Consider the following 24,869-nt stretch of genomic DNA (forward strand, 5'->3'; position numbering starts at 1 on the left):
TGTGCGAGCTTTCCGCGAGCCTAGACCGAACCGTCTGACGATTGCTCCGTTTGCGGAGATCATCGCCCAGCGGCCACGGGAGCAGTAACGATTTCTGGCAGGGCTAAATCCATTTGGTCGGCTAAAACAGCCACGTGTTTCTCACCTTCGGAGGCTCGGCAACACAAAACCAGGCAAGGACAATACCATCCGTTCTCGGGACAGATCGTACGGCCATCGTGTCCGCCATCACAGACTTACCTCCCCGCACAACGGAGTTCTTCCCGATTAGGAGTTTTTCGCACATGAGTGTTATCGATGCTCGGCCGACACTGAATGCCCCCGATGACGACCCTTATCTCTGGCTCGAAGACATCGATGGCGAGAAAGCTTTGATTTGGGTCACTGAGCAATCGGCGCGAACGCTTTCGCGTTTTGGCGGGCCGCCGTTCGAAGGAGACCGCGACACGCTCGCGGGCATTTTCGACTGCCCTGACAAGATTGCGGGGATCACGCGCCGGGACCGATACCTTTATAATTTCTGGCGCGATGCCGAAAACCCGAGAGGCGTGTGGCGCAGAACAACACTCGCCGCCTACATGGCGGCGGAGCCGGAGTGGGAGATCGTTCTCGACGTGGATGCCCTTGCCAAGGCCGAGGGAAAGGACTGGATATGGGACAGTGCCTCGATCGAACCGGGCAGATGCGAAAGCGCCGTCCTTCACCTGTCGCTGGGTGGCAGCGATGCGGTCGTGCATCGCGAGTACGATCTAACCACGCGAAGCCTCGTTACCGACGGCTTCAATCTCCCGGAGGCCAAAGGCAATGTTGCCTGGCTCGATTACGACACTCTTTTGCTTTCCATCGCTCTCGGCGATGGCATGGCGACGCGCTCCGGCTATGCGCGCACAGTGCGGTTATGGACGCGTGACTCCGATCCGCTCGCCGCACCGGTTATCTTCGAGGCGGGTCCCGATTCCATCCTCGTGTTCGGCTTTCTGGATCGTACCGCCGCAAGCGAACGCGTTTGGTTCATCGAGCGGGGCTTTTTCAGTACGGTCGGCTGGATCGGCGACAGGAGCGGTCCGAAGACCAAGATCGATCTTCCTCGAGATGCTAGCTGGAACGTCTTCGGTGATTGGCTGGCTGTGAAGTTGCGTAACGCATGGACGGTCGGAGGAACGACCCATTCAGCTGACGCACTGATCGGCATCTCCCTGTCCTCGTTCATCGCCGGCGCGCGTAACTTTGCTACGCTGTTTGAACCGGACGAAAGGTGCGCCCTGCAGTCCTTCTTCTGGAACGATGGAAAGCTCGTGGTATCCCTCCTCGACAATCTCGTTCCTCGCTTCGATATGTTCACGCCTGGACGACAGGATTGGACGCACCGAACGTTGGACACCATGCCCGCTGCGACGACTGTTCGAGCCTGGCCCTTAGATGCGGAAGTTCACGAGAGCAATGGGGAAGTCCTCGTCTCGGCTGAAGATCCAGTGACGCCGCCGCAGCTTCTCTTGTTCAATCTTAACGGGGCGCCGCGGCTCGGCGCCCCCGTCGTCCTGAAACGCGATCCAGACAAATTCGATGCATCAGGATTGCTGGTCACGCGTCACGAGGCGGGTTCGACGGATGGTGAAATAATCCCCTATACACAGGTCGGGCCGGAAAACGGAAACGGAAATGCGCCGGTCCACCTCACCGCCTGTGGCGACTACGGCAAATCGGTTCTGCCCCATTACAACTCCGCGATAGGCAAGCTGTGGCTCGAACCCGGCGGCACGAGCGTGGTGGCCAACATCCGCGGCGGCAGCGAGTTCGGTACGCGCTGGCGCGAGGCTGGAAAAAGGGCGAAAAGGCGTCTTGCCCATGACGATTTCGCCACCGTGGCCGCCGACCTGGTGCGCCGGGGTGTCACGCGTCCCGGACGGATCGCTGCCGAGGGCGGTTCAAATGGCGGTCTCCTGATCGCCAACATGCTAACTCGATATCCGGAGCGTTTCGGCGCACTCTTTTGCACAGTACCCGTTCTCGATCTGCGTCGTTACACCAAGCTCCTCGCGGGCGCGAGCCGGATTGACGAAAAGGGTGATCCCGACAAGCCGGAGGATTGGGCCTTTCTCAGTCAAATGTCTGCCTATCACACGGCCGAAGCCGGGCAATTCTACCCGCCCATCCTGCTCGCGACCCGAAGAGGGGACGACCGCGTCCATCCGGGGCACGCACGTAAGATGGCTGCAAAGCTGCAGGCACTCGGCTGCCCCGCTTACTTCTACGAAGCTGAGGTCGGTGGTCATGGTGCCGGCGCGGACGATCGCGAGCAGGCGGCGTTCCTAGCCCTAGGTTACGGTTTCCTTCGCGATGCGATCGGCTTTTCGGAACGTCTGTGACTGGTTGAGGAAAGCAGCAGATCGACTTGAAGCGGCGAGGCACTCCCTCCATCATAAACGGTATCATCGACCCTTAGGTCGCCGCGCGGCAACTGCATGGCAGAAGAGGGCCTGCCAGGAAGGCAGTCGGAGTGCATTCCAACAGGCGAAAGCGGCCTGTCAGAACTTGGATCCGCGCCGGAACGGTTGCTCGTCTAGCGAAGAACCGGCTCTCCATGGAAACGGCGTTTTGATGGTTTTGAGACGCCAAAACCGACCTCCATCATCAGTCGCGGCCTCTGCTTTGCCAAGGTACCCATATGAAAGCCGAAAGGATCCTCGACGAAACCTGAACCCGCTTTGCCGGTCAAAGTGATGGCATTTTCTGCGCCATAGAAATCAAGCACCTCGTGCGCCGGATGGCCAACGAGCAGAGTCAATTGATGCCTCAAGCGCCGACGGTTGTGGCTGCCGCGCACGTAGACATGCGGACCGGAATTGCCATCGACGTCGGAGAGGTAAAAGAAAAACTTCAGCATCCGCCAATCATCAAGATCGAAGTGAAACTTGAAGGAAGCGCGGCTCAGATCCGCATCCGAAGCGTTTTTCGTCGGAAAGCTCCACCACGTCCGCGTGGTGATCAATCTCGCGTTGCCGCCGAGATAATGCCTTGCCACGTCGAGAAGCAGCGGATCTTGCTGAACGGCAACGACGGCATCACATCGTAACGCCCGTTCGTAATGGTGGCCACTTAGTATCGTCCTGCCAAACCACCCCTCGGCTTCGACATGGTCGCTGGCCAAGAAGTCGAACCTTCGGTCGAAATTGCCGAAGCAAGGCGTCTCATGTCCAAAACGGGCAATTTCCTCGCAGATTGCGGTGGGAAGCGTCAAGCCGGCAAAAAGGCCCGTACTTCTCAATTCGGCTGCGATCGTCTCTGCCTTGAGGTCACCAAACATCGAGGGCTTGCGACTTTCCTGCCGCGGCGCTTGTCTTGCGGTCAGCCAATGTGCCTTGCGGAACGGCATCGTGCGTGCCAGCAGGAACATTGGTAGCCAAGCCGGGTTCTCCCGCATATCAGTGAGATAGGTTGGAATTCGAGACACCATCCGACGAAATACCCCGCCGTTGCGCGCGATCTGTTCGAGGTCCTTCGGGTTGGAGTTTGCGGAGCTGAGCATTCGATCGCCTTTCATGGATGATGGAAGTTCCTCCTGCGGGCAAGAACCTGCACTCGATACGGATAGTCTCGACAAAACGTGTTCCTGTTGATGCTATGAAATCCAGTAACGGATCAACGGAATGTGCAAAGGCGGTGTGCTGTCGCACGCGCCTTTGCTGGCCTTGTCCAGGGGAGGATTCGTTCAAGGGAATGTGTTCGTTGCTCCTCTTATTGAAACCAGATTTGACATTAGGCGCAGTCGGACCTAGCCCAATGAGCGGAAATCGGGAGCACCGGCTTTGATTGCATGACTGAACATCAATTTCCCTAAAGTTTGTTTTCGAACGATCAATGTGGAGGCATAGGAACCGATTCTTGACTTCGTTTGCAAATTTATTGTTTAGATAACGCTTATTTACGATATGGATAAATCAAGACACAGCTCCGCAGTTTCAGGGACTGAGACCCGTTCATGATGCCGATCTACACCGGCATTTCCGTACGGCAGTTTCCTGTTGAAGACTCCCCACCGGATGTCAGATCGCCAAGGCGTTAAGGAATGGGGATGAGCGGATATTAAACGCGCTGATAGCCGATCTCCTTCGCGTGGATCCCGTACGGCGGCGTGTTCGGCAACGGCGGGTGCTTGCCACGTTCGCTCTGATATTCGAACCAAGCGATTGCTCTTGCCGCGATGACGTGAGTGGAGGCCTTTATGCCGAGCTCCTGGGTCGGCCCGAAATTTTGTCCGATACCATGCAACGATGCGTGGAAGGTTCCACGTCTTGTCGTCTCACGACCGCCCCCAAAGGGGTTGCCCGGTTAAGAGAGTTGCCAAGACGCGCAACGAGAGTAAACCCCAAACATCCCCAAGGCCGATTTATGCGACCGTTCGGGCGAGCCAATGCAACTGTGCACTCGATTTACTTGATTTCGGTCAACTTATATTCTTTCAATAGGCACGATGATCGATGGCGTGTATGGCACACCTCCACGCCGTGGATGAAGGAAAACATGCGCTTTAAAGGTCTTGATCTAAATCTCCTTGTCGTGCTCGACGCCCTCATGACCGAGCGCAACCTCACAGCAGCGGCACGAAGCATCAATCTGAGCCAGCCCGCGATGAGCGCGGCCGTCGCGCGGCTGCGAAGCTATTTCCGCGACGATCTCTTTACGATGGTTGGCCGTGAACTTGTCCCAACGCCACGTGCCGAAAGGCTCGCCGTGGCCGTCCGAGAGGCTTTGCTGTATATCCAGCTCTCCGTTATTGCCTGGGAACCGTTCGATCCGGCTCATTCGGATCGCTGCTTCAAGATCATCCTATCCGACTACGTGACACTCGTGTTTCTTGAAAAGGTCGTCGAGCGTATGGCGCAGGAAGCTCCTGCCATCAGCTTCGAGTTTCTACCTGTTTCAGACGACTTCGATGAGCTCCTCCAGCGCGGCGACGTCGACTTCCTCATTATGCCGAAAGTGTTCATGTCGAAGCATCCTCATGCTGCACTGTTCGACGATATATTCGTGTGCGTAGGGTGTAGTACGAACAAGCAGCTATCAGAGCCGTTCACGTTCGAGCAATACATGTCGATGGGCCATGTTGCGGTCAGATTTGGAAGTGGCCTTAGGCCTGCCATTGACGAATGGTATTTGCGCGAGCGGGGTTTCAAGCGACGTATCGAGGTCGTGGTGCAATCCTTTAGCATGATACCGCCCATGCTAGCAGGTACCGACCGTATAGGGACAATGCCTTTGCGGCTGGCGCAGCACTGTGCGAAAACGACGCCCCTGCGCATCATGGAGCTTCCGCTTCCGATCGCCACATTGACCGAGGCCGTCCAATGGCCCGCGCTCCACAATAGCGATGCGGCAAGCCTTTGGATGCGGGAGACATTAATTCGGGAGGCTGCCCGGATGGTTTCGCCGCCGGCTGCGGAACGTCAAGATGCTCCGACAATGAAGCCCACTCGTCCGAAAGTTTACGCCGGATAAACGGCCGGCTCGCTTGATGCGGCTGCGATGCATTCAAACTTTTCAAGCCATTGGGCATGCGAGCTTGTCCGCGACCGGCCGCCAGGAATATTGCGCAGCTTACCTGGATCCCTGCGCTTACCGCTGATTCCAAACGCATAAATTGCCAAGGCTGTCCTATCCGTTTCGTGTGGGTCGCGCCGCATGGATATGCCGCTTTCGATCCTGGGGCATGATGCGGCCGAACAAGCAGTTGGGGTCTCAACTGGTTTGGCATTGTTTTGAGGCAAACCCGGGTGCTTCGCCAGTGGCACGATTTGATGTGGGATTGTCTCCAATTTTAAAAATTCTTTGGTCCCGCTGTGGTCTTGGCCAACCTGCGGCACCCTCCGATCGCCAGGCTTTATCAGTTTACTGCGACACATTGCGTCCGATTTGTCGGGCCCGCGACAAAGGCTTGTCCAGTTGGAGCGCATGTCTGGCGCAGCTAAATAGCTGAAAAACAATCAAGAGAGTTTCCCTTCAAGTCGACTGCCAACTTGGCACGCGTTTTGAAACGCTTCTCGGCGGGCGGCGCGAGCTGCCGACCGTACTCCGCGACGGATGGAACGAAAGAAGGAAGGCAACATGTCAGATTTGCGTCAAATCGCATTCTACGGCAAAGGGGGCATCGGCAAGTCCACCACCTCACAAAATACGCTCGCAGCCCTTGTCGATCTCGGGCAGAAGATCCTGATCGTCGGCTGCGATCCCAAAGCCGACTCCACCCGCCTGATCTTGAACTCGAAGGCGCAGGACACCGTGCTGCATCTAGCGGCACAGGAAGGTTCGGTGGAAGACCTCGAACTCGAGGACGTGCTCAAAATCGGCTATAAGGGCATCAAGTGCGTAGAGTCCGGGGGCCCGGAGCCGGGTGTTGGTTGCGCCGGCCGCGGCGTCATCACCTCCATCAACTTCCTTGAGGAAAACGGCGCCTACGACAATGTCGACTATGTCTCCTATGACGTGCTCGGCGACGTCGTGTGCGGCGGCTTCGCAATGCCGATCCGCGAGAACAAGGCCCAGGAAATCTACATCGTCATGTCCGGCGAGATGATGGCGCTTTACGCGGCAAACAACATCGCCAAGGGCATCCTGAAATATGCCCATGCAGGCGGCGTGAGGCTCGGGGGTCTGATCTGCAACGAGCGCCAGACGGACCGCGAGATCGACCTCGCCGAGGCCCTGGCCTCCAGGCTCAATTCCAAGCTCATCCATTTCGTGCCGCGCGACAACATCGTCCAGCACGCCGAGCTCAGGAAGATGACGGTCATCCAGTATGCGCCGGATTCCAAACAGGCCGGAGAATATCGCACCCTGGCTGAGAAAATTCATGCCAATTCGGGTCAAGGGACCGTCCCGACCCCGATCACCATGGAAGAGCTCGAGGACATGCTGCTCGACTTCGGCATCATGAAGACCGACGAGCAGATGCTTGCGGAACTTCAGGCCAAGGAATCGAAGGTGGCGGCCGCCCAATAACCGCCGCTTTCGACGGACGCGCCGGCCCTTGACCCGGCGCGTCCTTCCCGAGAACGCGCCTCAGCGCGAGGCGACATCCGAACCTTAAAAGAGGGCAGGCCCTATGAGCCTCGACTACGAGAAAAACGGCGCTTTGCATGAAAAGCTTATAGCGGACGTGCTGTCGCAATATCCGGACAAGGCGGCGAAGCGCCGCAACAAGCACCTCGGCGTTGCAACGGGCAAAGACGCGACCGACAAGGAGGACGACGTTCTTTCCGAATGCAGCGTCAAATCGAATATCAAATCCATTCCGGGCGTTATGACCATCCGCGGCTGCGCCTATGCCGGTTCCAAAGGTGTCGTGTGGGGGCCGATCAAGGATATGGTCCACATCTCCCATGGACCGGTTGGTTGCGGCCAATATTCCTGGTCGCAGCGTCGCAATTATTATGTCGGCACGACAGGGATCGACACCTTCGTGACGATGCAGTTCACCTCCGACTTCCAGGAAAGAGACATCGTTTTCGGCGGCGACAAGAGGTTGGACAAGATCATCGATGAGATCGAGGAATTATTCCCGCTGAACAAAGGCGTCAGCATCCAATCGGAATGCCCGATCGGTCTGATTGGCGATGACATCGAGGCTGTGTCGCGCAAGAAGGCGAAGGAACACGACAAGACGATCGTGCCGGTGCGCTGCGAGGGCTTCCGCGGCGTATCGCAATCACTTGGCCACCATATCGCCAACGATTCCATCCGTGACTGGGTTTTCGAGAAAACGGATGTCGAGTTCGAGGCGAGTCCTTACGACATCAACGTCGTCGGCGATTACAATATCGGCGGCGATGCGTGGGCCACGCGCATCCTCCTGGAGGAGATGGGGTTGCGCGTGGTCGGCAACTGGTCTGGAGACGCCACGCTTGCCGAAGTGGAGCGGGCGCCGAAGGCCAAGCTCAACCTCATCCACTGTTACCGGTCGATGAACTACATCTGTCGGCACATGGAGGAAAAGTACGGCATTCCATGGATGGAATACAATTTCTTTGGTCCGTCGCAGATCGAAGCCTCTTTGCGCAAGCTTGCCAAGCATTTCGGGCCGGAAATTGAGGAAAAGACCGAGAAAGTCATTGCCAAGTACCGGCCTTTGGTCGACGCCATCATCGCCAAATACCGACCACGCCTCCAAAGCAAGACCGTGATGCTCTACGTCGGCGGTTTGCGCCCTCGTCACGTGGTCACGGCCTACGAGGATCTCGGCATGGAGATCGTTGGCACCGGCTACGAGTTCGCCCACAACGACGACTATCAGCGCACCGGCCATTACGTGAAAAAAGGCACGCTCATCTACGACGACGCGACCGGTTATGAACTGGAAAAATTCATCGAGGGGATCCGCCCCGATCTCGTAGGCTCCGGTATCAAGGAAAAGTACCCGGTGCAGAAGATGGGCATTCCATTCCGCCAGATGCATTCGTGGGACTACTCCGGCCCGTATCATGGCTACGACGGCTTTGCCATCTTTGCCAAAGACATGGACCTCGCCATCAACAATCCAGTCTGGGATCTTTACGACGCCCCCTGGAAGAGAAAGGTCGCGCCGGCTGAGGCGGTTGCGGCCGAATGAGGGCCTGGCCTGTCTTGGAGCAGGGGCAGGCTAGGCTCTCGCCGCGGATTTGATCCTGACACCTCGAACATCTCGACGTCCTTTGCCGCCATTGGTGCGGCACGATGAAACGAAAGGCGATTACCATGCCGCAGTCGGCGGAAAAAATTCTCGACCACGCGCCTCTGTTCCGCGAGCCGGAATACAGGCGAATGCTTGCCGAAAAGAAGCTGAATTTCGAATGTCCGCACCCGGACCAGGTCGTTGCCGATCAAAGCGAGTTCACCAAGACCTGGGAGTACAGGGAGAAAAATCTTGCCCGCGAAGCCCTCGTAATAAATCCCGCCAAAGCCTGCCAGCCGCTCGGGGCCGTCTTTGCGGCTGCGGGCTTCGAGCGGACCATGTCCTTCGTCCACGGCAGCCAGGGCTGCGTTGCCTATTACCGGTCGCACCTTTCGCGACACTTCAAGGAGCCTTCGTCGGCGGTTTCGTCCTCGATGACTGAGGACGCGGCGGTATTTGGCGGACTGAAGAACATGGTCGACGGGCTCGCCAACACCTATGCGCTCTACGACCCGTCGATGATTGCCGTCTCGACCACCTGCATGGCGGAGGTTATCGGCGACGATTTGCACGGCTTTATCGAAAACGCCAAGAGCGAAGGCTCGGTCCCCTTAGACTTCGATGTTCCTTTCGCCCACACGCCCGCCTTCGTCGGCAGCCATGTCGATGGCTATGACGGCATGGTCAAGGGCATCCTGGAGCACTTCTGGAAGGGCAGGGAGCGCAAGGAACCGAACGGCACCATCAACATCATACCCGGGTTCGACGGCTTCTGCGTCGGCAACAACCGCGAGCTCAAGCGCCTGCTGAACCTCATGGGCGTATCGTATACCCTCATCCAGGACGCATCCGACCAGTTCGATACTCCCTCGGATGGCATGTATCGCATGTATGATGGCGGCACGACGATCGGAGACGTCAAGGAAGCTCTTGGCGCCGAAGCGACACTATCGCTGCAGCACTACAACACCCGCAAGACGCTGGAATATTGCAAGGAGTTCGGACAGCCGACGGCTTCCTTCCATTATCCCCTTGGCGTTAAAGCAACCGACGAATTGCTGGTGAAAATCTCGGAGATTTCCGGCAAGGAAATCCCTTCCGCGATCGGACTGGAGCGTGGGCGCCTCGTCGACGCCATGGCGGACAGCCAAGCCTGGCTGCACGGAAAGAAATACGCGATCTACGGCGATCCAGATTTTGTCTATGCGGTGGCCCGGTTCGTGATGGAAACCGGCGGCGAGCCCACACATTGCCTCGCGACCAACGGCACATCTGCGTGGGAAAGCGAAATGAAGGCATTGCTTGCATCCTCGCCGTTCGGAAAGGATGCCAAGGTCTGGGCGGGCAAGGACCTCTGGGCACTGCGATCACTGCTTTTCACCGAACCGGTGGACCTGTTGATCGGCAATTCCTATGGCAAATATCTGGAGCGCGACACCGGCACGCCGCTGATCCGGCTGACGTTTCCGATTTTCGACCGGCACCATCATCATCGCTTCCCGCTGATGGGCTACCAAGGCGGGCTGCGTGTCTTAACGACAATCCTCGACACGATATTCGACAAACTCGACCGCGAGACGAGCCAAACAGGTGTCACGGACTATTCCTATGACCTCACACGCTAACGGCAAACGCTCGGCTCCGCCGCCGAGTGTCTTGCAATCGACATCTAAGGCCGGCGCAAGCCGGTCGCTCGATGCCAGGATCCAGGACGTCTTCGAGGAACCCGCTTGCGAGATGAACCGCGGCAAAGATGCCAATGTCCGCAAGAAGGGTTGTTCCAAGCCGCTCACCCCCGGGGCGGCAGCCGGTGGCTGCGCGTTCGACGGCGCAAAGATCGTGCTGCAGCCGATCACCGACGTCGCGCATCTGATCCATGCTCCGCTCGCCTGCGAAGGCAATTCCTGGGATAACCGTGGTACGGCTTCGTCCGGCCCGATGCTCTGGCGCACGAGCTTCACCACCGATCTTACCGAACTCGACGTGGTGATGGGCCACGCCGAGCGGAAGCTTTTCAAAGCGATCCGCGAGATCAAGGAAACCTACGCGCCACCGGCGATCTTCGTCTATTCGACATGCGTTACGGCGCTAATCGGCGACGACATCGAAGCGGTCTGTAAGCGCGCTGCGGAAAAATTCGGCTTGCCGGTGGTGCCGATCAATGCGCCCGGCTTTTCCGGCTCCAAGAATCTTGGAAACAAGCTCGCCGGCGAGGCGCTGCTCGATCATGTCATCGGCACGGTGGAGCCCGATGATGCCGGCCCCTACGACATCAATATCCTCGGCGAATTCAATCTTTCCGGCGAGTTCTGGCTGGTAAAGCCGCTTCTTGATCGGCTTGGCATTCGCGTGCGCGCCTGCATCCCCGGTGACGCGCGTTATCGTGACATTGCCTCAGCGCATCGTGCCCGGGCAGCGATGATGGTGTGCTCGACCGCACTCATAAATCTTGCCCGCAAAATGGAGGAACTCTGGGACATTCCGTTCTTCGAAGGGTCCTTCTACGGCATTACCGACACGTCGCAATCGCTGCGGCAGATCGCTGAGCTGCTCGTCAGGAAGGGCGCCGATCCGGAGATTCTTGAGCGCACCGAGGCGCTGATCGCAGAGCAGGAGGCGATCGCCTGGAAAAAGCTCGCGGCATACCGGTCGCGGCTTCAAGGCAAGCGTGTGCTGCTTAATACCGGCGGTGTGAAGGCCTGGTCGATTGCCCACGCGCTGATGGAGATCGGCGTCGAAATCGTGGGCACCTCGACCAAGAAATCGACGGCCGAAGACAAGGAGCGCATCAAGGAAATTCTGAAGGAGGATCACCGCATGTTCGAGTCGATGGGATCGCGGGAGATGTACGACATTCTCGCAGAACACAAAGCCGACATCATGCTGTCTGGTGGGCGTACGCAATATGTCGCGCTGAAGGCAAAAACGCCCTGGCTTGATATCAACCAGGAGCGCCATCATCCCTATGCCGGCTATGAGGGCATGGTGGAGCTCGTTCGCCAGATCGATCTTGCTATCCACAACCCGATCTGGAGCGAGGTGCGGGAGCCGGCACCATGGGACGCCCAGCCCGCAATGAAGGAAGAACTGCAAAGCACGCAAAGCGAGAGCGAGACGTTCCCCGCCTCACAGATCTCGTCGGCGCCTCCGCCGGCGGCTTCCGCGGGTGGTGAGGAAAGCTGATGGCCTGCATTCTCCCGCAGACCAAGTCGGCGGCGGTCAATCCGCTGAAATCGTCGCAGCCCCTCGGTGCCGCTCTAGCCTATCTTGGCGTCGATGGTGCGATACCGCTGTTCCACGGCAGCCAAGGCTGCACCAGCTTCGCGCTGGTGCTCTTCGTGCGCCATTTCAAGGAAGCCATCCCCCTGCAGACAACGGCGATGGACGCAGTGGCGACGATCCTCGGCGGCGCCGGCAATTTGGAAGAGGCGCTCCTCAATATCAAAACACGCGCTAAACCGAAGCTGATCGGGATCTGCACGACGGCGCTGGTGGAAACCCGCGGCGAGAATTTCGAGGGCGATCTTGTCAATATCAAGCTGGAGCGTGCCGAAGAGCTAGCAGGTACCGAGGTCGTGCTAGCGAGCACACCCGATTTCGACGGTGCGATCGAGGAGGGTTGGGCAAAGGCAGTCACCTCCATGATCGAAGGCATTACGACCCCAGGCGGCCGGCCCCGCGATCTGAAGAAGATTGCGATCCTCCCCGGTTGGCACCTGACGGTCGCCGATATTGAGCTTCTGCGCGAAACGGTCGAAAGCTTTGGTCTGAAGCCGGTGATCCTGCCGGACGTCTCGGGCTCGCTCGACGGCACGGTTCCTGACGACCGTTGGGTGCCGACTACCTATGGCGGCACGAAGGTCGAGGAAATCCGCGAACTCGGCACCTGCTTCCAGGCGGTTGCGATTGGCGAGCATATGCGCACGGCCGCCGCGGCCCTGCAGGCGAAGACCGGCGTGCCTTACGTCCTCTTCGAGCAGCTTGTCGGGTTAAAGGCAATCGACCGTTTCATGACGATGCTGGCCATGATCGCCGGCAATCCGGTGCCGCCCGCTGTGCGGCGGCGCCGCGCACAATTGCAGGACGCACTCCTCGACGGCCATTTTTATTTCGGCGGCAAACGTATCGCGATTGCCGCAGAGCCAGATCATCTTTTTCAACTTGCAACGTTCTTCAAGGGTATGGGCGCTGAAATAGTCGCCGCCGTTTCGACCACCGGCACAAGCTGCATTCTGCAGAAGGTGCCGGCCGACGCTGTGCAGGTCGGCGACCTTTCTGATCTCGAAACCATGGCGCGCCACGCTGGCGGTGATTTGATCGTGACCCATTCCCACGGCCGCCAGGCCGCCGAGCGGCTTGGCGTCCCGCTGATGAGGGTCGGCTTTCCGATCTTTGATCGGCTCGGCAGCCAGCATAAGAAAACCATTCTCTATGAGGGCGCGCGCAACTTCCTGTTCGAGGCCGCCAACATTTTTCAGTCGAACTGCCGCCGGCCGAGCCCCGAAGCGCTCAATCCCTTGCAAGACATGGAGGCAAAAAATGACGGCCGTCAGACGTCTTTCACTCGTCACTGAGGAGGGGCCAGCCCCTGCGCCAGAGTGCCCGAAGGGAGTTCTGCGCGTTGCCATCGCGACACAGGACCTGAAGAGGCTGAACGCACATTTCGGGTCTGCCAAGCTTTTTGCAGTCTATGACGTCACCCCAACCGGTTGGGAGATCGTCGAAGCCGTCGATTTTGGTGAAGCAACTGACGAAAGCGGCAAGCACACGAACGACGGCGGCACCGATCGCATCGCGATGAGGGTCGAGGCGTTGAAGGGATGTCATCTGCTGTTCTGCCTGGCGATCGGCGGGCCCTCCGCCGCGAAGGTCGTCTCGGCAAAAATCCATCCGATCAAGGTGCCGGAGCCATCGTCCATCGAAGAGGTACTGATGCGCACCCAGACCATGCTGAAAACTGCCCCGCCGCCATGGCTGCGCAAGGTGCTTGCAGACGCCGGCATGGGTCTCGCCAAGCCGTTCTTCGACGACGAAGATTAAAGGAGGTCGGCGATGACTTCGCCCAGCAACCTTGCGAACACACTCGCAGATGATGATCGCGACGCAATGGCAACCCCGTTCATGAAGCGCCTGGTTCGCTTGGTCAGGGCGCAGGATACTCATGGGTCGTGGGACGGAAAATCGGACACTGACCTGCTTGCCGATTTCATTGTGACGAAGGAGCAGCGCCGGCAAATGCCGATCATCGGCGACCCCGATCCGGACGTGATTTGGAGGCTTCAAATCTTTTACACCTGCGTTGGGCTTGAAATCGAAGGGCACTCAGGCCTCGTCGCCTCCTCGATCGTGACGATGAATCCCGAGGGCTTCGGGCGAGTGGTTCTCACGACAGGGCGTTTGGTCGTTTTGTCGAAGACGCTCAGAGACGTCCATCGGTTCGGCTTTGAGACGCTTCGCAAACTCACCGAGGCCGGCACGAAATTGGTCGATGATGCTGTCATCGCCATAAAAGCCTACCCCGATGTGGCGCGGGCGCCGTGAATTCGGGTTTTTGAGGAAAGAGATAAATGTCAGACATTGTGCAGCAGCTTCAAAAGGTCCGTAAACTGCAGTCACGAGCGACAACCGCGAAAATGGAGTTGCACGATCTTGCCGAGGACCTGCCGGTCAACTGGCCCAAGATCAAGACGATCGCAGCAAAGACGTTCGACGCATTCGCGGAGTTGAATGCGGCAAAGAACGAGCTTGCCGCCTTGGAGGATTCGCGATGACGGGGACCTTCGTTACCCGTGATGGATCCACCTGGTTGCCGGAGTATCTGACCGCTATCGATGGCAAAACTTGCATCGGCTGCGGCCGCTGCTTCAAGGTCTGCTCGCGCGATGTCATGCACCTTTACGGCGCAAGTGAAGCGGGTGAAATCCTCGGCATCTGCGATGACGAAGACGACGACTTCGATGGCGAACTCAATCGTATGATCATGGTCGTGGACGAAGCAGGGCGATGTATCGGCTGCGGCGCCTGCGCCCGCGTCTGCCCGAAGAACTGTCAGATTCATATACCGGCTGACAAGCTCGCTTCATGTGCTGGCGTATAAACGCGGGAGAACGACTGTGCCTTTTGCAATTTTCTGTCGCCTCCTGCAACCAGTCATGTGCTTCAGCCTTCTAGGCGCTTACTTCGTTTCACATTCAATCCGCAGAGCAATGGTCACGACGGTGGATATTTGGCTCCTTCTTCAGGTGGCCTATTTCGCAAGCGTGCTTTTTTTGATCTGGCGCGCCAGTTGCGCTTTAAAGAGGAGCCAGCGGGTCTTGCGTTTCGATGATCTCGAGGAAATGCGTTACCGGCCAGAGCATTGCGAAAAGAAAGACTGAACTACCCCGTTGTCTTCCAGCTCGGCTCGATGGTGGGTTTGTTGCCCTTGAGGGCCGGGAACAGATCAGTTGCGAGCCTCGGGCTGCCTGGAAGACATTGATCATCGAGCATAACGTTGTTGGAACAACTACACGACGTGTCCGTCGGCAATGGCTTCCACGGTGTAGCAACCTAAGGAGTTTATTGCTGTTCGGTTCCCATTGAAGGGTGCTGTGGCAAACGCAGCGACCGGCCTGTGGGTTGCGCCGCCTCGACGACGAACGAAGGCCGATGAAGCAATGGGATCTAATCAAACGCCGAGGATTGTTGCCGGGCTTGCCCGCCCACGCGTCGTGAACACGTCTATTTCAGGCGCAAATCACTGGAGAGAACATGCTGCAAAACTTCGAACGATATCCCCTTACCTTCGGCCCTACGCCTATCGAAAAGCTTGACCGACTTAGCGAGTATCTAGGGGGCAAGGTGGAGATCTATGCCAAGCGCGAGGACTGCAACTCGGGGCTGGCGTTCGGCGGCAACAAGCTCCGCAAACTCGAGTACATCATCCCGGACGCGATCGCGTCAAATGCCGACACGCTTGTTTCCATTGGTGGCGTGCAGTCCAACCATACACGCATGGTCGCCGCAGTAGCCGCCAAGATCGGCATGAAATGCCTTCTGGTGCAAGAGGATTGGGTACCATATGAGAACGCTGTTTACGATCAGGTTGGGAATATCCTCTTAAGCCGGATCATGGGAGCGGAGGTGCGACTGGTTGATGACGGCTTCAATATCGGCATCCGCAGCAGTTGGGAAAGGGCGCTCGACGACGTCAAGCAAATGGGCGGCAGACCCTACGCGATCCCAGCCGGTGCGTCTGTCCATAAATATGGCGGCTTGGGTTATGTGAGTTTTGCCGAGGAAGTGCGCGCGCAGGAAAAACAGCTTGGTTTTGCCTTTGACTATATCGTGGTTTGCACTGTGACGGGTTCGACGCAAGCCGGCATGGTCGTTGGTTTCGCCAAGGATGGACGACAGCGCAATGTGATCGGTATCGATGCTTCGGCAACCCCTCTCCAAGCCCAGTCGCAGGTGCTTAACATTGCCCGGCAAACTGCGAAGTTCGTCGAACTCGGAAGAGAAATCGCCAATGATGATGTGGTATTGCTCGCGGACTATGCGCACCCCCGTTATGGCATTCCTTCCGAGGAAACAAACGAGGCCATTCGCCTTTGCGCGCGGCTGGAAGGCATAATCACTGATCCCGTCTACGAGGGGAAATCGATGCAAGGGATGATAGATCTCATCAGCAAGGGCTTCTTTCCGAAAGGATCAAGGCTCCTATTCGCGCATCTCGGCGGCGTGCCGGCAATCAATGCTTACAGCGACACGTTTCGCAACGGCTGATCCAAAGGAAGAGCCTCCATAGATGCCCTGGACTTTGAAGGTTCCACGGATGCGCCAATAAGCAATAGTACTGCGGGCGACGGCCCTTCTTGCCAATCTCAGCAATATGAAGATGGGCTAACATCAGCAACAATGGAATACCGCTGGCAACTAAAAAATCCTCCGCCTGAAAAAGCTGAATATCAAGCGCTGTTGAATTTGACTGATTAAGACGCCGCCAAATTGGCGCCGCTTACACGGCCAGCTTCACGCCGATCCCGCAATTACGAATCCGGTTTTTCGGAAAGCGCGTAGCCGACAGTTCTTACAGTCCGTATCAGATCGCGGTCGCTATCCCTATTTAGTGCCGCGCGCAAGTTGCCGATGTGAACATCGATGGTGCGAGGCCCGATATGAACGGCATGGGGCCAAGCTGCATTCTTTAGTTCATCTCGCGAGTAGGCCCGGTATGGGTTCCTCATAAAGTGCTCCAGCAGGCGGAACTGGGTTGGAGCTACATGAATCGTCCGGCCGTTTCGGCGCACACGATGCGTGGCCACATCCAATTCAATGTCCTGAAAGGCAAGCAGTTCGTGATGCCTGGGAATGGAACTCCGACACGAGCCGTCCAAGATTCTGCCGATGCTCGTCAGCGCTATCTCTCGCGATCGGCTAACATGCTCATTGTCATCGAAAGTGACCGTGTCTCCTTGAGTTACTTCATCAGCAACCGCCGCAATCGCAATGATCGACATTGACCGCGCCCGGCGAGAAAGACGCAGGCGAATACAGAGCGTCTGCTTCTCAACGTCAGGGAAATGCGTCCTAAGAAACACCACATCTGGCGTCGCCTCTTGGAAGTGTTTGGCGAGGACGTTCCCATGGCTGGTATTGAGGTGCTTACATGCGCATTCCAAGAACTGACCAGAGCAATCTTCTGGTGCAGTGATCAGCACCGCCGCTGAGTGGAAATCCCGATTAGTCTCGTTCTCCGCCATCGCGTGCATCCTTCAATGAAAGTTCGACCGACCTTCAAATTCTTTCGCCAACAAAGTTTTGCACTTATCTCCAAAACCCAGTTTGTTGAACTGCGGCTCGCGCCGAAGCTTTCCATTGCGGCACCTCGGCGAATGGGCTTGATCCGGAGGGAGTTCACTCCTCAGTCGGCAATTTTGCGGATAACCATGCACACATCGTGCCAATGAAAAGATCGTTTTGAAACAGTGCCATGCCTCTAATCTAGAGCGCACATGTTGAAACTCGGACTTGGGCGCTTTGCCACTAAAGCAAAGATACTTCAGCGGATCTGTAGCCAGCGCGCCCTTGCATTAACACGCGTTTCGGTTCGTGAAGAAATGTATCTGTCAGCGGCAGAAAGAACACCGCATACTCTTGACGCGGACCATCTGTTCGACCCTCTGATCTTGATGCTTTCGCCGTCGCCGATGGCTGCGAACAGCGTTTGGACATGCGCCTGGAGGAGGCGCTGATCCACCAGCTAGTCAACTATCTGATTAGGGAGTGGACCAAGTACGTTTCGGGGTTAGTCTCAGCTTATGTGCACGATCCGAGGGCACTGCTAATGGAGACATGTGCGATTGTTATCGCAAGCCCCCGACATACTATGTTAACTGGCAAAGAGCGCTTCCCAGCGCGCGCAGTTATGGTCGGCGGCACGTCCGTTCTGCAACATCTATTATCTCAATTGGCACGCGTTGGCGTGCAAAAGACGATTATCCTTGGACTAGGAGGCATGGGCGAGGTCGACCATCGTTTCTGTCACGAGCTGTACGGTATGGAGCTCCGCGTACGCCCACAGCGCACGCCATATCCCGGGCGTCTTATTGATGTGACAGCGGCAGAGGAAGTCGCTGATGTCGATGGAGTAGTTTTGATATTTACCGCGGAAATGGTGATCAATTTAACTGTGCTGGAGCGCTTGGTACGGTCATCATATCGCAACATTGTCGTTGTGAGCCAGTCACTCGGCAAACGATCGCTACGAGTGCTGACGGGCAAAGCGCAACGCCTTACAGCAATTGTACCCGAAGGCTCCGACAGCTATAAAAGTGCGTCTGCAGATTTGAGCCTCGTCGGCATTTATAAATTTGATGCGGCGTTAGTTCGGAGGATTGCGCGGAGGCGGAAACGTCGCTCGCATGACGATCCGGAGTTCTTTGAAGCAGCATTTGGTTTTCACGGTCATCCAATCTATGTCATGTGTGCCGAACCCGGCGAAATACGATGAACAACGACATCCATGCAGCAAGATTTTGAGTGCCGCAACTGAAGAATCTGGCCGCAACCCTGTTCCTTCGGCGCACGCAATCTTTGAGGCCCCAGATGCGTTCCCTGTTGTCAAAATGCAAAGCTTGGTTCCTGACGCCAAATTGCGCGTATGCCAACCAGCGAGTCGCTCTCTTCTTTCTTCGAGCCCTTTCATACATACGTCACGGCGTAAGTGACTCATAAGAGTCGGATTCGAAAAGCGTTCAACGATATCCATACCTTGCTAGCCGTCTGGTGATGAGACGAATGTGGGCGATCATGATCCACGCTTCGGCTGATGCGATGGAGCGTTCGACGTCTTTGGCCAATCTGCGGCATCTGCCAAGCCAGGCGAAGGTCCGTTCGACCACCCATCGACGCGGCAGAACCTCGAAGCCTTTCGCCTTGTCTGAGCGCTTGATGATCTCGATCGTCCAGCGCCCGATCTTTTTCAGTCGCCGCTTCAACTTATCGCCCGCATAGCCACCATCGGCGAAGACATGCAGTAACCATGGCCACCTGTGGCGGATGGATTTCAGGAGATCGGGAGCACCGTCGCGATCCTGGATGTCGGCGCTGTGCACCATGAGACCGACCATCAGGCCGAGCGTATCGACGATGATATGGCGCTTGCGGCCTTTGGTCTTCTTGCCCGCGTCATAGCCCCGGATGCCGCCGCTTTCGGTGGTTTTGACGCTCTGGCTATCGATCACACCGGCCGTCGGGCTTGCCTCCTTGCCCTCCAACTCGCGCGTTTCCATCACGAGACGATGGTTGATGCGTGGCCAAAGTCCCAACGCTCTCCATTCATAGAAATAGCGCTGGACGGTCGAGCAGGGTGGAAAATCCTTCGGCAGCATCCGCCATTGGCAACCAGTTGTGGCGATGTAAAGCAGGGCATTCACCACCTCTCGCAAATCCGTGGTCCGCGGGCGGCCCAAGCGGCGCGGCATTGGCAGGAAAGGCTGAACCAGACCCCATTCCCGATCCGTCATATCGCTTGCGTAGCGTGCCGTTCGCCGGGCATATTGCCGACGGGTGATTTTGGTCCAGGCCATCGTGTTCTCCATCGAATCTCGCAAATCCGAAGGAATCATAACCTGTTGAAATCACCCACCTCTTTTTGAGGCAGCCTCTAAGAGAACTATTGTCAGGTTTGTCCAACCCAGGGTCGCGACGTACTCGGCTGATTATGCTGCATTTCGCATGCAGTTAAGAAAATTTGGTAGAGGCTCTGTGGGTTCTTTCAAATTGGCACGACTCTTGAACTACGGACAGCAATTCCGACCCCTCGGAAAAAACGAGAGGAAAGCAGGATGTCAGCTCTTCCACAGCCCGCTTCCAAAGCTTTAGCGATAACGTTCGCCGGTGGCCGCTCACGGCCAGCGACTTCATCTGGCGACAGCATGGCGTGCCATTATTTGCCCGAGAGACAGCATCGATTGTCTCGGGACGGTTGCGGTTCCACTCAAATCAATAAACAGACTGGCCGAGTTACCGATCTGAATTCCTCGGACCTCTCGCCACCTTCTCAAGCTTTAAATCGAGGGGAACTTGCGGCCGAGTTCGGCCGATTTCTTGACCAGACACATACCGTCGCTCGGTCTAAACAGTTATTTGAGCACTTATCAGCTTTTGCTCTGAATCTTGGCTGCACGTGGATAGCCTACGGTCCTCTTACAACCGAGCGCAAGGTTTTACAGCCGGTTCGACGCCCTTCTTTTGAGATCCTGAACTATCCTGATGAATGGCAGAAGCGATGTCTCGAAATGGGTTATGATCGGAAAGCTCCTATTATCAAGGAAAGTCGAATGCGATCAGGCCCTATTCAATGGAGGGAGGCATACGTTAGCTCGAGCACAACTCCAAACGAACGGCGCATCTTCGACGAGGCTGCAAGCTTTGGCGTAAGGTCAGGCATTACCATTCCATTGCGCAGCGCGGCTGGAAGTTTCGCCATCATGAGCTTTGCCCAGCAGATTGAGCGTGAATTCCACCACAGGGCAATCGCCTACTTACAACTAGCGGCGATACATTTCCATCTGAGACTTGCTAATGTCGGGAGTTCGAATGTCATGGAGAAAGTGCCTGAGCTCTCGCAAAGGGAGAAAGAATGTATTCTCTGGGTAGCACGGGGAAAGTCGTCATGGGACATTGGAATTATTATGAGTATATCTGAAAATACTGTTAATTTTCACATTAAAAACGTCATGAGAAAATTAGACGCTGCGAGTAGAACCGTCGCGGCTATTAAGGCGTTAAATTTCGGATTTATCGAGTTGTAGGAGGCGATGTTCGTTCGTCGCTAAGTGATAGTGCCGCCACTGCCGCAGGCCTGTTTTCCTGCGACGAACAATAGGCAAGTAGGAACACTATCATTCTAGGTAGGAGCACAGTTGGCAATGGCCGTATAGAGTTGCGGAAACTTTCAAAATGGAGCCCGCTTTCGGAGCATTGCTAAGATCTCGCGGTAATTGGCGAGGGGTACAGGCGCTGGTGGGTCATGGCATCTGGTTGAGGAAATAATCGTGAGTAATGACAGCATTTCCAATTCCCTATTTGCCTTTGAAAACCATGAATCGAACGTGCGATCCTATTCCCGATCATTCCCCGTGGTGTTCACGAAAGCGGCAGGAGCCATCCTCGAAGACGAAAATGGTTGTGCGTTCATTGATTTTCTTTCCGGCGCGAGTGCCCTTAACTACGGTCACAATGATCCGCACATCCTAAGTGCTGCCGTGGAATACCTGCATTCAAATGGAGTTATTCATGGGTTAGACATGGCTACGCCGGCGAAAAGAGAGTTTATGGAGCTTTTTGACGACCTGATTTTGCGCCCGTGCGGTCTCTCATACAAATTTCAGTTTGTCGGTCCCACTGGCGCCAATGCCGTCGAGGCAGCTTTGAAACTTGCACGCAAGGTCACTGGACGTCATAGCGTCGTTTCATTCACCAACGGTTATCATGGGGTGAGCCTGGGCGCGCTTGCTGTAACTGGTAATCGATACTTCCGAAATGCGGCAGGTCTTCCTCCTTCCGGCGCGGTCTTCATGCCTTACGACGGTTATTGGGGGCCTGATCAGGATACTACGGAATATCTGGACAAAGTGCTTGCGGATGGTAGCAGTGGCGTCGATTTGCCTGCAGCTGTTATTCTCGAAACCGTTCAGGGTGAGGGCGGCATCAATCCTGCGAGCAGAAACTGGTTGCAGTCGCTAGAGCGGCTTTGCAGGAAGAACGAGATCCTCCTGATTATTGATGACATTCAAGCGGGCTGCGGACGAACTGGCGATTTTTTCAGCTTTGAGTTTGCGGACATTTCTCCAGACATCGTTCTCTTGTCTAAGTCTCTCAGCGGTTGTGGGCTGCCGCTGTCGCTCCTGCTGCTCAAACCCGAATTTGACGTATGGCAACCAGGCGAACACAGTGGAACCTTTAGGGGCAACAATCTCGCACTCGTGACAGCGACTGCTGCTTTGCGAAAATACTGGACAAATGAAAAGCTATCTAAAGGAGTTGTCGAAACAGGATGCATTCTAAGAGAGCGCCTTCAGGAAGTCGCCCAAAGCAACCGAAATTCCAACATTACCGTACGTGGAAGGGGCATGATGGTGGGGCTCGACTGCAGTACGGGCAAATTGGCGGGGGAAATCGTACGGAAAGCCTTTGAAGACGGGCTTGTAGTAGAGCGATGTGGCGCTGAAGATCAGGTTATTAAGCTTCTTCCTCCATTGACAATTGAACGGCAGATCTTGCAGCGTGGCTTGGACATTCTGGAGAAGTCCGTCCACTCAAGCGTATAAAGCTACGCTTGCCTCTTGGAGGCATGGCAGAGCCAAAGCAATGGGGGGAGGGCATTTATCGTAGTTTTGGGCACCGCGGCTCGCACGAACCGGTTCATTCTCCGATCGTGCGGCCGGACGGGCGTCTTCGTTGGCGCCACTCGTAATGGGTTGCCGCTATTTAAAAAGTACGACCCTTAAGCTTGTTGGGTACTGCGGTTGATTTGTCGGATTCATGACACGGAGTTCGGCCCTGCGCGTTGCCCCATCCTCACCTAAATAGTTGAACAGTGGTAAGCGGTTAGCCGACGGCGTCTGGTTTGAAGTTCCATGGCATGAGCAGCTCAATATCAGCGGCTGGCCAGCGATTTGCGATGCGGGTGAGCGTTTGAGATAGCCAGGCAAGCGGATCGACGTTGTTCATTTTTGCCGTCTGCAGAAGTGTGGCGATCGTCGCCCATGTCTCTCCGCCGCCCTCGCTGCCGGCAAAGAGACTATTCTTCCTCGTAATGGTTTGGGGCCGGATGGCACGCTCGACTATGTTGGAGTCGATTTCGACGCGGCCGTCCGTCAAGAAGTGCTCCAGCGCCTCCCGGCGTGTCAGGCCGTAGCGTATCGCCTCAGCAGTCTTGGACTTTCCGGAGACTTTGGAGAGTTCCTTCTCCCACAACTGGAAGAGATCGGCGACAATGCCAGCGGACGTCTCCTGACGGCGCCTCGCGCGCGTTTCGGCATCACTGCCGCGGATCTCGTCCTCGACCTTCCAAAGTTCCGTCATGGCTGTGATCGACGCCGTTGCAGCGTCATTAATGCCGCCGACATGCAGCTCGTAGAACTTTCGGCGTAAATGTGCCCAGCATCCGGCAAGCTTGATCGTTTCATTGCTGCCGGACTTGGCGCGCTCCTTGAGCATGCTGGTATAAGCCGAGTACCCATCCACTTGCAGGATGCCGCTGAACCCGGCGAGATGACGCGCGACACACTTGCCACCCCTGCTGTCTTCGAAGCGATAGGCAACCATCGGCGGGCCAGACCCGCCAAACGGTCGGTCATCGCAAGCGTAGGCCCATAACCACGCCTTCATCGTTCTACCAGAGCCGGGGACCAGCGTCGGTAAGGTGGTCTCGTCTGCAAAAACCCTCTCTCCGGCTTTAATGCGTTCCAAGATGTAATCCGCCAAGATCCGCAGCTCGAAGCCCAGATGCCCCATCCATTGGGCCATCAAAGAGCGGCTGAGAACCACGCTGTCGCGCAGATAGATCGCCTCCTGCCGGTAGAGCGGAAGACCATCGGCGTATTTCGACACGGCGATATAGGCCAGCAACCGTTCGCTCGGCAGCCCACCTTCGATGATATGCGCGGGCGCCAAAGCCTGCAGCACGCCGTCACGTTCGCGGAAGGCATATTTCGGGCGGCGTGTGACGATGACCCTGAACTTCGGCGGTATGACATCAAGCCGCTCGGATCGGTCCTCGCCGATCAGAACCTTTTCCAAGCCTTGGCAGTCGTCGGGGATCTCCGGCTCGATCACTTCCTCGATGCGTTCGAGATGGGCGGCAAAACCTTTGCGTGGCCGCGCCTCCCTTTTTGGCCGCTCTTTGCCCACTTGGCCGAGCTCGCTGTCAATCGCCGCAAGGCCAGTCTCGACCTCCTCAAAAGCGAAGTCTATCTGCTCGTCGTTTATCGCCAGCCGCAGTCGCTCGGAGCGCGTACCGTTTTGGGCCCGCTGCAAAACCTTCAAGATCGCCGTCAAAGTGGTGATCCGCTCGTCGGCTTTCTGTTGGACAGCCTTCATTCGGGCAATTTCGGCGTCAGTCGCAGCCTTCTCTGCGTTCAAAGCGATGATCATCGCTTTCAGCGCATCGATGTCGTCAGGAAGGTCGGGACCGGGTAAAATCATGCGCGTAATAGAGCATAAAATCAGCCGATTTCCCAACACTTACAGCAACATGATTCAACTTGCCGCACGTCGTCATCAGCCGATCGAAAGTGGCCGGCGCACCTTGGCGGGGCGGATCTTTTTCCAATCCATTCCGGCCAGAAGTGCCATCAATTGCGCATGGTCGAGACGGACGCGGGCAGCAGACGGGACAGGCCAGCAGAAGCCATTTTCTTCGATTATTTTGGCGTAAAGGCAGACCCCACTGCCATCCCACCAAACAATGCGGATCCGGTCTGCACGTTTCGAGCGGAATACATAAAGCGCACCGTTAAAGGGTTATGTGGCGCGCCACATAACCATATTTATGCATCGGGTGAGATTTTGTGGCGGAGCCATTACGGCGCCAGCCGGGGACTGCCAAATCTAGAATTCTCCGCCACATAATATTTCATGCCTCTCTGACGGGCGCGGGATCCCCCTGCGCCGCAATACTGGAGGGGCAATATGCTCGACTTCTATTTTTCGTATCGTGGGGTACTCAAGCGTCTGC

At 56.6% G+C, this 24,869-nt stretch carries 20 protein-coding genes and 1 pseudogene; 16 read left to right on the forward strand and 5 right to left on the reverse strand.

Going from position 1 to position 24,869, the window contains the following annotated elements; translation table 11 throughout:
* Positions 1-284 precede the first annotated feature (284 nt).
* Positions 285-2,366 carry a prolyl oligopeptidase family serine peptidase gene (locus tag RTCIAT899_RS20955; RefSeq protein ID WP_004126095.1) on the forward strand — a complete coding sequence of 694 codons (2,082 nt, stop codon included), beginning with the start codon at positions 285-287 and terminating at the stop codon, positions 2,364-2,366.
* Positions 2,367-2,560: 194 nt separating this feature from the next.
* Here RTCIAT899_RS20955 and RTCIAT899_RS20960 read toward each other — a convergent pair whose 3' ends face one another.
* Positions 2,561-3,526, reverse strand: a complete 966-nt coding sequence (locus RTCIAT899_RS20960) for a phytanoyl-CoA dioxygenase family protein (protein WP_004126098.1) — start codon at positions 3,524-3,526, stop codon at positions 2,561-2,563.
* Between the two features lie 995 nt (positions 3,527-4,521).
* Here RTCIAT899_RS20960 and RTCIAT899_RS20970 point away from each other — a divergent pair.
* The 12 genes from RTCIAT899_RS20970 to RTCIAT899_RS21025 all read left to right on the forward strand — a co-directional run bounded on the left by RTCIAT899_RS20970 (position 4,522) and on the right by RTCIAT899_RS21025 (position 16,408).
* On the forward strand, positions 4,522-5,496 hold the full coding sequence (locus RTCIAT899_RS20970; RefSeq protein ID WP_004126101.1) for a LysR family transcriptional regulator: 975 nt from the start codon (positions 4,522-4,524) through the stop codon (positions 5,494-5,496).
* 606 nt (positions 5,497-6,102) lie between these two features.
* The gene (gene nifH / locus RTCIAT899_RS20975; RefSeq protein WP_004126102.1) at positions 6,103-6,996 is read left to right on the forward strand and encodes a nitrogenase iron protein; all 894 of its coding nucleotides are present in this window, start codon (positions 6,103-6,105) and stop codon (positions 6,994-6,996) included.
* A gap of 103 nt (positions 6,997-7,099) precedes the next feature.
* On the forward strand, positions 7,100-8,602 hold the full coding sequence (nifD, locus tag RTCIAT899_RS20980; protein ID WP_004126105.1) for a nitrogenase molybdenum-iron protein alpha chain: 1,503 nt from the start codon (positions 7,100-7,102) through the stop codon (positions 8,600-8,602).
* A 125-nt stretch (positions 8,603-8,727) separates the two neighbouring features.
* Positions 8,728-10,269 carry a nitrogenase molybdenum-iron protein subunit beta gene (nifK, locus tag RTCIAT899_RS20985; RefSeq protein ID WP_004126108.1) on the forward strand — a complete coding sequence of 514 codons (1,542 nt, stop codon included), beginning with the start codon at positions 8,728-8,730 and terminating at the stop codon, positions 10,267-10,269.
* Positions 10,270-10,381: 112 nt separating this feature from the next.
* Entirely contained in the window at positions 10,382-11,827 is a 1,446-nt protein-coding gene (gene nifE / locus RTCIAT899_RS20990) for a nitrogenase iron-molybdenum cofactor biosynthesis protein NifE (RefSeq protein ID WP_240535527.1), read from the forward strand.
* Complete coding sequence (gene nifN / locus RTCIAT899_RS20995) at positions 11,827-13,218, forward strand: nitrogenase iron-molybdenum cofactor biosynthesis protein NifN (protein WP_004126114.1); 1,392 nt, start codon at positions 11,827-11,829, stop codon at positions 13,216-13,218. Before nifE ends, nifN begins: the two co-directional genes overlap by 1 nt.
* Entirely contained in the window at positions 13,184-13,684 is a 501-nt protein-coding gene (gene nifX, locus RTCIAT899_RS21000) for a nitrogen fixation protein NifX (RefSeq protein ID WP_015342005.1), read from the forward strand. Before nifN ends, nifX begins: the two co-directional genes overlap by 35 nt.
* 12 nt (positions 13,685-13,696) lie before the next feature.
* Positions 13,697-14,185: a NifX-associated nitrogen fixation protein gene (locus RTCIAT899_RS21005; protein WP_004126118.1), complete on the forward strand. Its 489-nt coding sequence runs from the start codon at positions 13,697-13,699 to the stop codon at positions 14,183-14,185.
* A 26-nt stretch (positions 14,186-14,211) separates the two neighbouring features.
* Positions 14,212-14,415: a CCE_0567 family metalloprotein gene (locus RTCIAT899_RS21010; protein WP_015342006.1), complete on the forward strand. Its 204-nt coding sequence runs from the start codon at positions 14,212-14,214 to the stop codon at positions 14,413-14,415.
* Positions 14,412-14,741: a ferredoxin III, nif-specific gene (gene fdxB, locus RTCIAT899_RS21015; RefSeq protein WP_004126119.1), complete on the forward strand. Its 330-nt coding sequence runs from the start codon at positions 14,412-14,414 to the stop codon at positions 14,739-14,741. The genes RTCIAT899_RS21010 and fdxB overlap by 4 nt, the downstream gene beginning before the upstream one ends.
* Positions 14,742-14,796: 55 nt before the next feature.
* On the forward strand, positions 14,797-15,021 hold the full coding sequence (locus tag RTCIAT899_RS34195) for an exopolysaccharide production repressor protein (RefSeq protein WP_210305378.1): 225 nt from the start codon (positions 14,797-14,799) through the stop codon (positions 15,019-15,021).
* Between the two features lie 373 nt (positions 15,022-15,394).
* Entirely contained in the window at positions 15,395-16,408 is a 1,014-nt protein-coding gene (locus RTCIAT899_RS21025; protein WP_004126123.1) for a 1-aminocyclopropane-1-carboxylate deaminase, read from the forward strand.
* A 263-nt stretch (positions 16,409-16,671) separates the two neighbouring features.
* Here RTCIAT899_RS21025 and RTCIAT899_RS31710 read toward each other — a convergent pair whose 3' ends face one another.
* Complete coding sequence (locus RTCIAT899_RS31710; RefSeq protein ID WP_157385444.1) at positions 16,672-17,385, reverse strand: response regulator transcription factor; 714 nt, start codon at positions 17,383-17,385, stop codon at positions 16,672-16,674.
* Between the two features lie 470 nt (positions 17,386-17,855).
* On the opposite strand from RTCIAT899_RS31710, the gene RTCIAT899_RS21035 reads away from it, so the two are divergent.
* A complete protein-coding gene (locus tag RTCIAT899_RS21035) occupies positions 17,856-18,635 on the forward strand; it encodes a hypothetical protein (protein ID WP_244441509.1) in 780 nt (259 codons plus the stop codon).
* A 244-nt stretch (positions 18,636-18,879) separates the two neighbouring features.
* Here the strand turns inward: RTCIAT899_RS21035 and RTCIAT899_RS21040 are convergent, their stop codons facing one another.
* Complete coding sequence (locus RTCIAT899_RS21040) at positions 18,880-19,713, reverse strand: IS5-like element ISRtr4 family transposase (RefSeq protein ID WP_004126132.1); 834 nt, start codon at positions 19,711-19,713, stop codon at positions 18,880-18,882.
* Between the two features lie 258 nt (positions 19,714-19,971).
* Here RTCIAT899_RS21040 and RTCIAT899_RS21045 point away from each other — a divergent pair, with 258 nt between their 5' ends.
* Together RTCIAT899_RS21045 and ectB are read left to right on the forward strand one after the other, a co-directional pair.
* Positions 19,972-20,940 carry a LuxR family transcriptional regulator gene (locus tag RTCIAT899_RS21045; RefSeq protein ID WP_004126135.1) on the forward strand — a complete coding sequence of 323 codons (969 nt, stop codon included), beginning with the start codon at positions 19,972-19,974 and terminating at the stop codon, positions 20,938-20,940.
* A gap of 243 nt (positions 20,941-21,183) precedes the next feature.
* The gene (ectB, locus tag RTCIAT899_RS21050) at positions 21,184-22,458 is read left to right on the forward strand and encodes a diaminobutyrate--2-oxoglutarate transaminase (protein WP_004126138.1); all 1,275 of its coding nucleotides are present in this window, start codon (positions 21,184-21,186) and stop codon (positions 22,456-22,458) included.
* A gap of 280 nt (positions 22,459-22,738) precedes the next feature.
* Here ectB and tnpC read toward each other — a convergent pair whose 3' ends face one another.
* A complete protein-coding gene (gene tnpC / locus RTCIAT899_RS21055; protein ID WP_004126142.1) occupies positions 22,739-24,337 on the reverse strand; it encodes an IS66 family transposase in 1,599 nt (532 codons plus the stop codon).
* A gap of 75 nt (positions 24,338-24,412) precedes the next feature.
* Positions 24,413-24,643, reverse strand: a pseudogene (gene tnpB, locus RTCIAT899_RS34620) (IS66 family insertion sequence element accessory protein TnpB); the annotation flags it as partial.
* Between the last annotated feature and the right edge of the window lie 226 nt (positions 24,644-24,869).

Source organism: Rhizobium tropici CIAT 899 (assembly GCF_000330885.1).
Classification (GTDB): domain Bacteria; phylum Pseudomonadota; class Alphaproteobacteria; order Rhizobiales; family Rhizobiaceae; genus Rhizobium; species Rhizobium tropici.

Excerpts from the sequence above, each read along its gene's own strand:
- RTCIAT899_RS31710 (WP_157385444.1), bottom strand. The coding sequence starts at position 17,385 with ATGGCGGAGAACGAGACTAATCGGGATTTCCACTCAGCGGCGGTGCTG.
- nifD (WP_004126105.1), top strand. The coding sequence starts at position 7,100 with ATGAGCCTCGACTACGAGAAAAACGGCGCTTTGCATGAAAAGCTTATA.
- RTCIAT899_RS21025 (WP_004126123.1), top strand. The coding sequence starts at position 15,395 with ATGCTGCAAAACTTCGAACGATATCCCCTTACCTTCGGCCCTACGCCT.
- RTCIAT899_RS21010 (WP_015342006.1), top strand. The coding sequence starts at position 14,212 with ATGTCAGACATTGTGCAGCAGCTTCAAAAGGTCCGTAAACTGCAGTCA.
- RTCIAT899_RS21045 (WP_004126135.1), top strand. The coding sequence starts at position 19,972 with ATGTCAGCTCTTCCACAGCCCGCTTCCAAAGCTTTAGCGATAACGTTC.
- nifN (WP_004126114.1), top strand. The coding sequence starts at position 11,827 with ATGGCCTGCATTCTCCCGCAGACCAAGTCGGCGGCGGTCAATCCGCTG.
- RTCIAT899_RS20960 (WP_004126098.1), bottom strand. The coding sequence starts at position 3,526 with ATGCTCAGCTCCGCAAACTCCAACCCGAAGGACCTCGAACAGATCGCG.
- tnpC (WP_004126142.1), bottom strand. The coding sequence starts at position 24,337 with ATGATTTTACCCGGTCCCGACCTTCCTGACGACATCGATGCGCTGAAA.
- RTCIAT899_RS34195 (WP_210305378.1), top strand. The coding sequence starts at position 14,797 with ATGTGCTTCAGCCTTCTAGGCGCTTACTTCGTTTCACATTCAATCCGC.
- RTCIAT899_RS21035 (WP_244441509.1), top strand. The coding sequence starts at position 17,856 with ATGCGCCTGGAGGAGGCGCTGATCCACCAGCTAGTCAACTATCTGATT.
- RTCIAT899_RS21040 (WP_004126132.1), bottom strand. The coding sequence starts at position 19,713 with ATGGCCTGGACCAAAATCACCCGTCGGCAATATGCCCGGCGAACGGCA.
- nifK (WP_004126108.1), top strand. The coding sequence starts at position 8,728 with ATGCCGCAGTCGGCGGAAAAAATTCTCGACCACGCGCCTCTGTTCCGC.
- RTCIAT899_RS20970 (WP_004126101.1), top strand. The coding sequence starts at position 4,522 with ATGCGCTTTAAAGGTCTTGATCTAAATCTCCTTGTCGTGCTCGACGCC.
- RTCIAT899_RS21005 (WP_004126118.1), top strand. The coding sequence starts at position 13,697 with ATGACTTCGCCCAGCAACCTTGCGAACACACTCGCAGATGATGATCGC.
- fdxB (WP_004126119.1), top strand. The coding sequence starts at position 14,412 with ATGACGGGGACCTTCGTTACCCGTGATGGATCCACCTGGTTGCCGGAG.
- nifX (WP_015342005.1), top strand. The coding sequence starts at position 13,184 with ATGACGGCCGTCAGACGTCTTTCACTCGTCACTGAGGAGGGGCCAGCC.
- nifE (WP_240535527.1), top strand. The coding sequence starts at position 10,382 with ATGAACCGCGGCAAAGATGCCAATGTCCGCAAGAAGGGTTGTTCCAAG.
- nifH (WP_004126102.1), top strand. The coding sequence starts at position 6,103 with ATGTCAGATTTGCGTCAAATCGCATTCTACGGCAAAGGGGGCATCGGC.
- RTCIAT899_RS20955 (WP_004126095.1), top strand. The coding sequence starts at position 285 with ATGAGTGTTATCGATGCTCGGCCGACACTGAATGCCCCCGATGACGAC.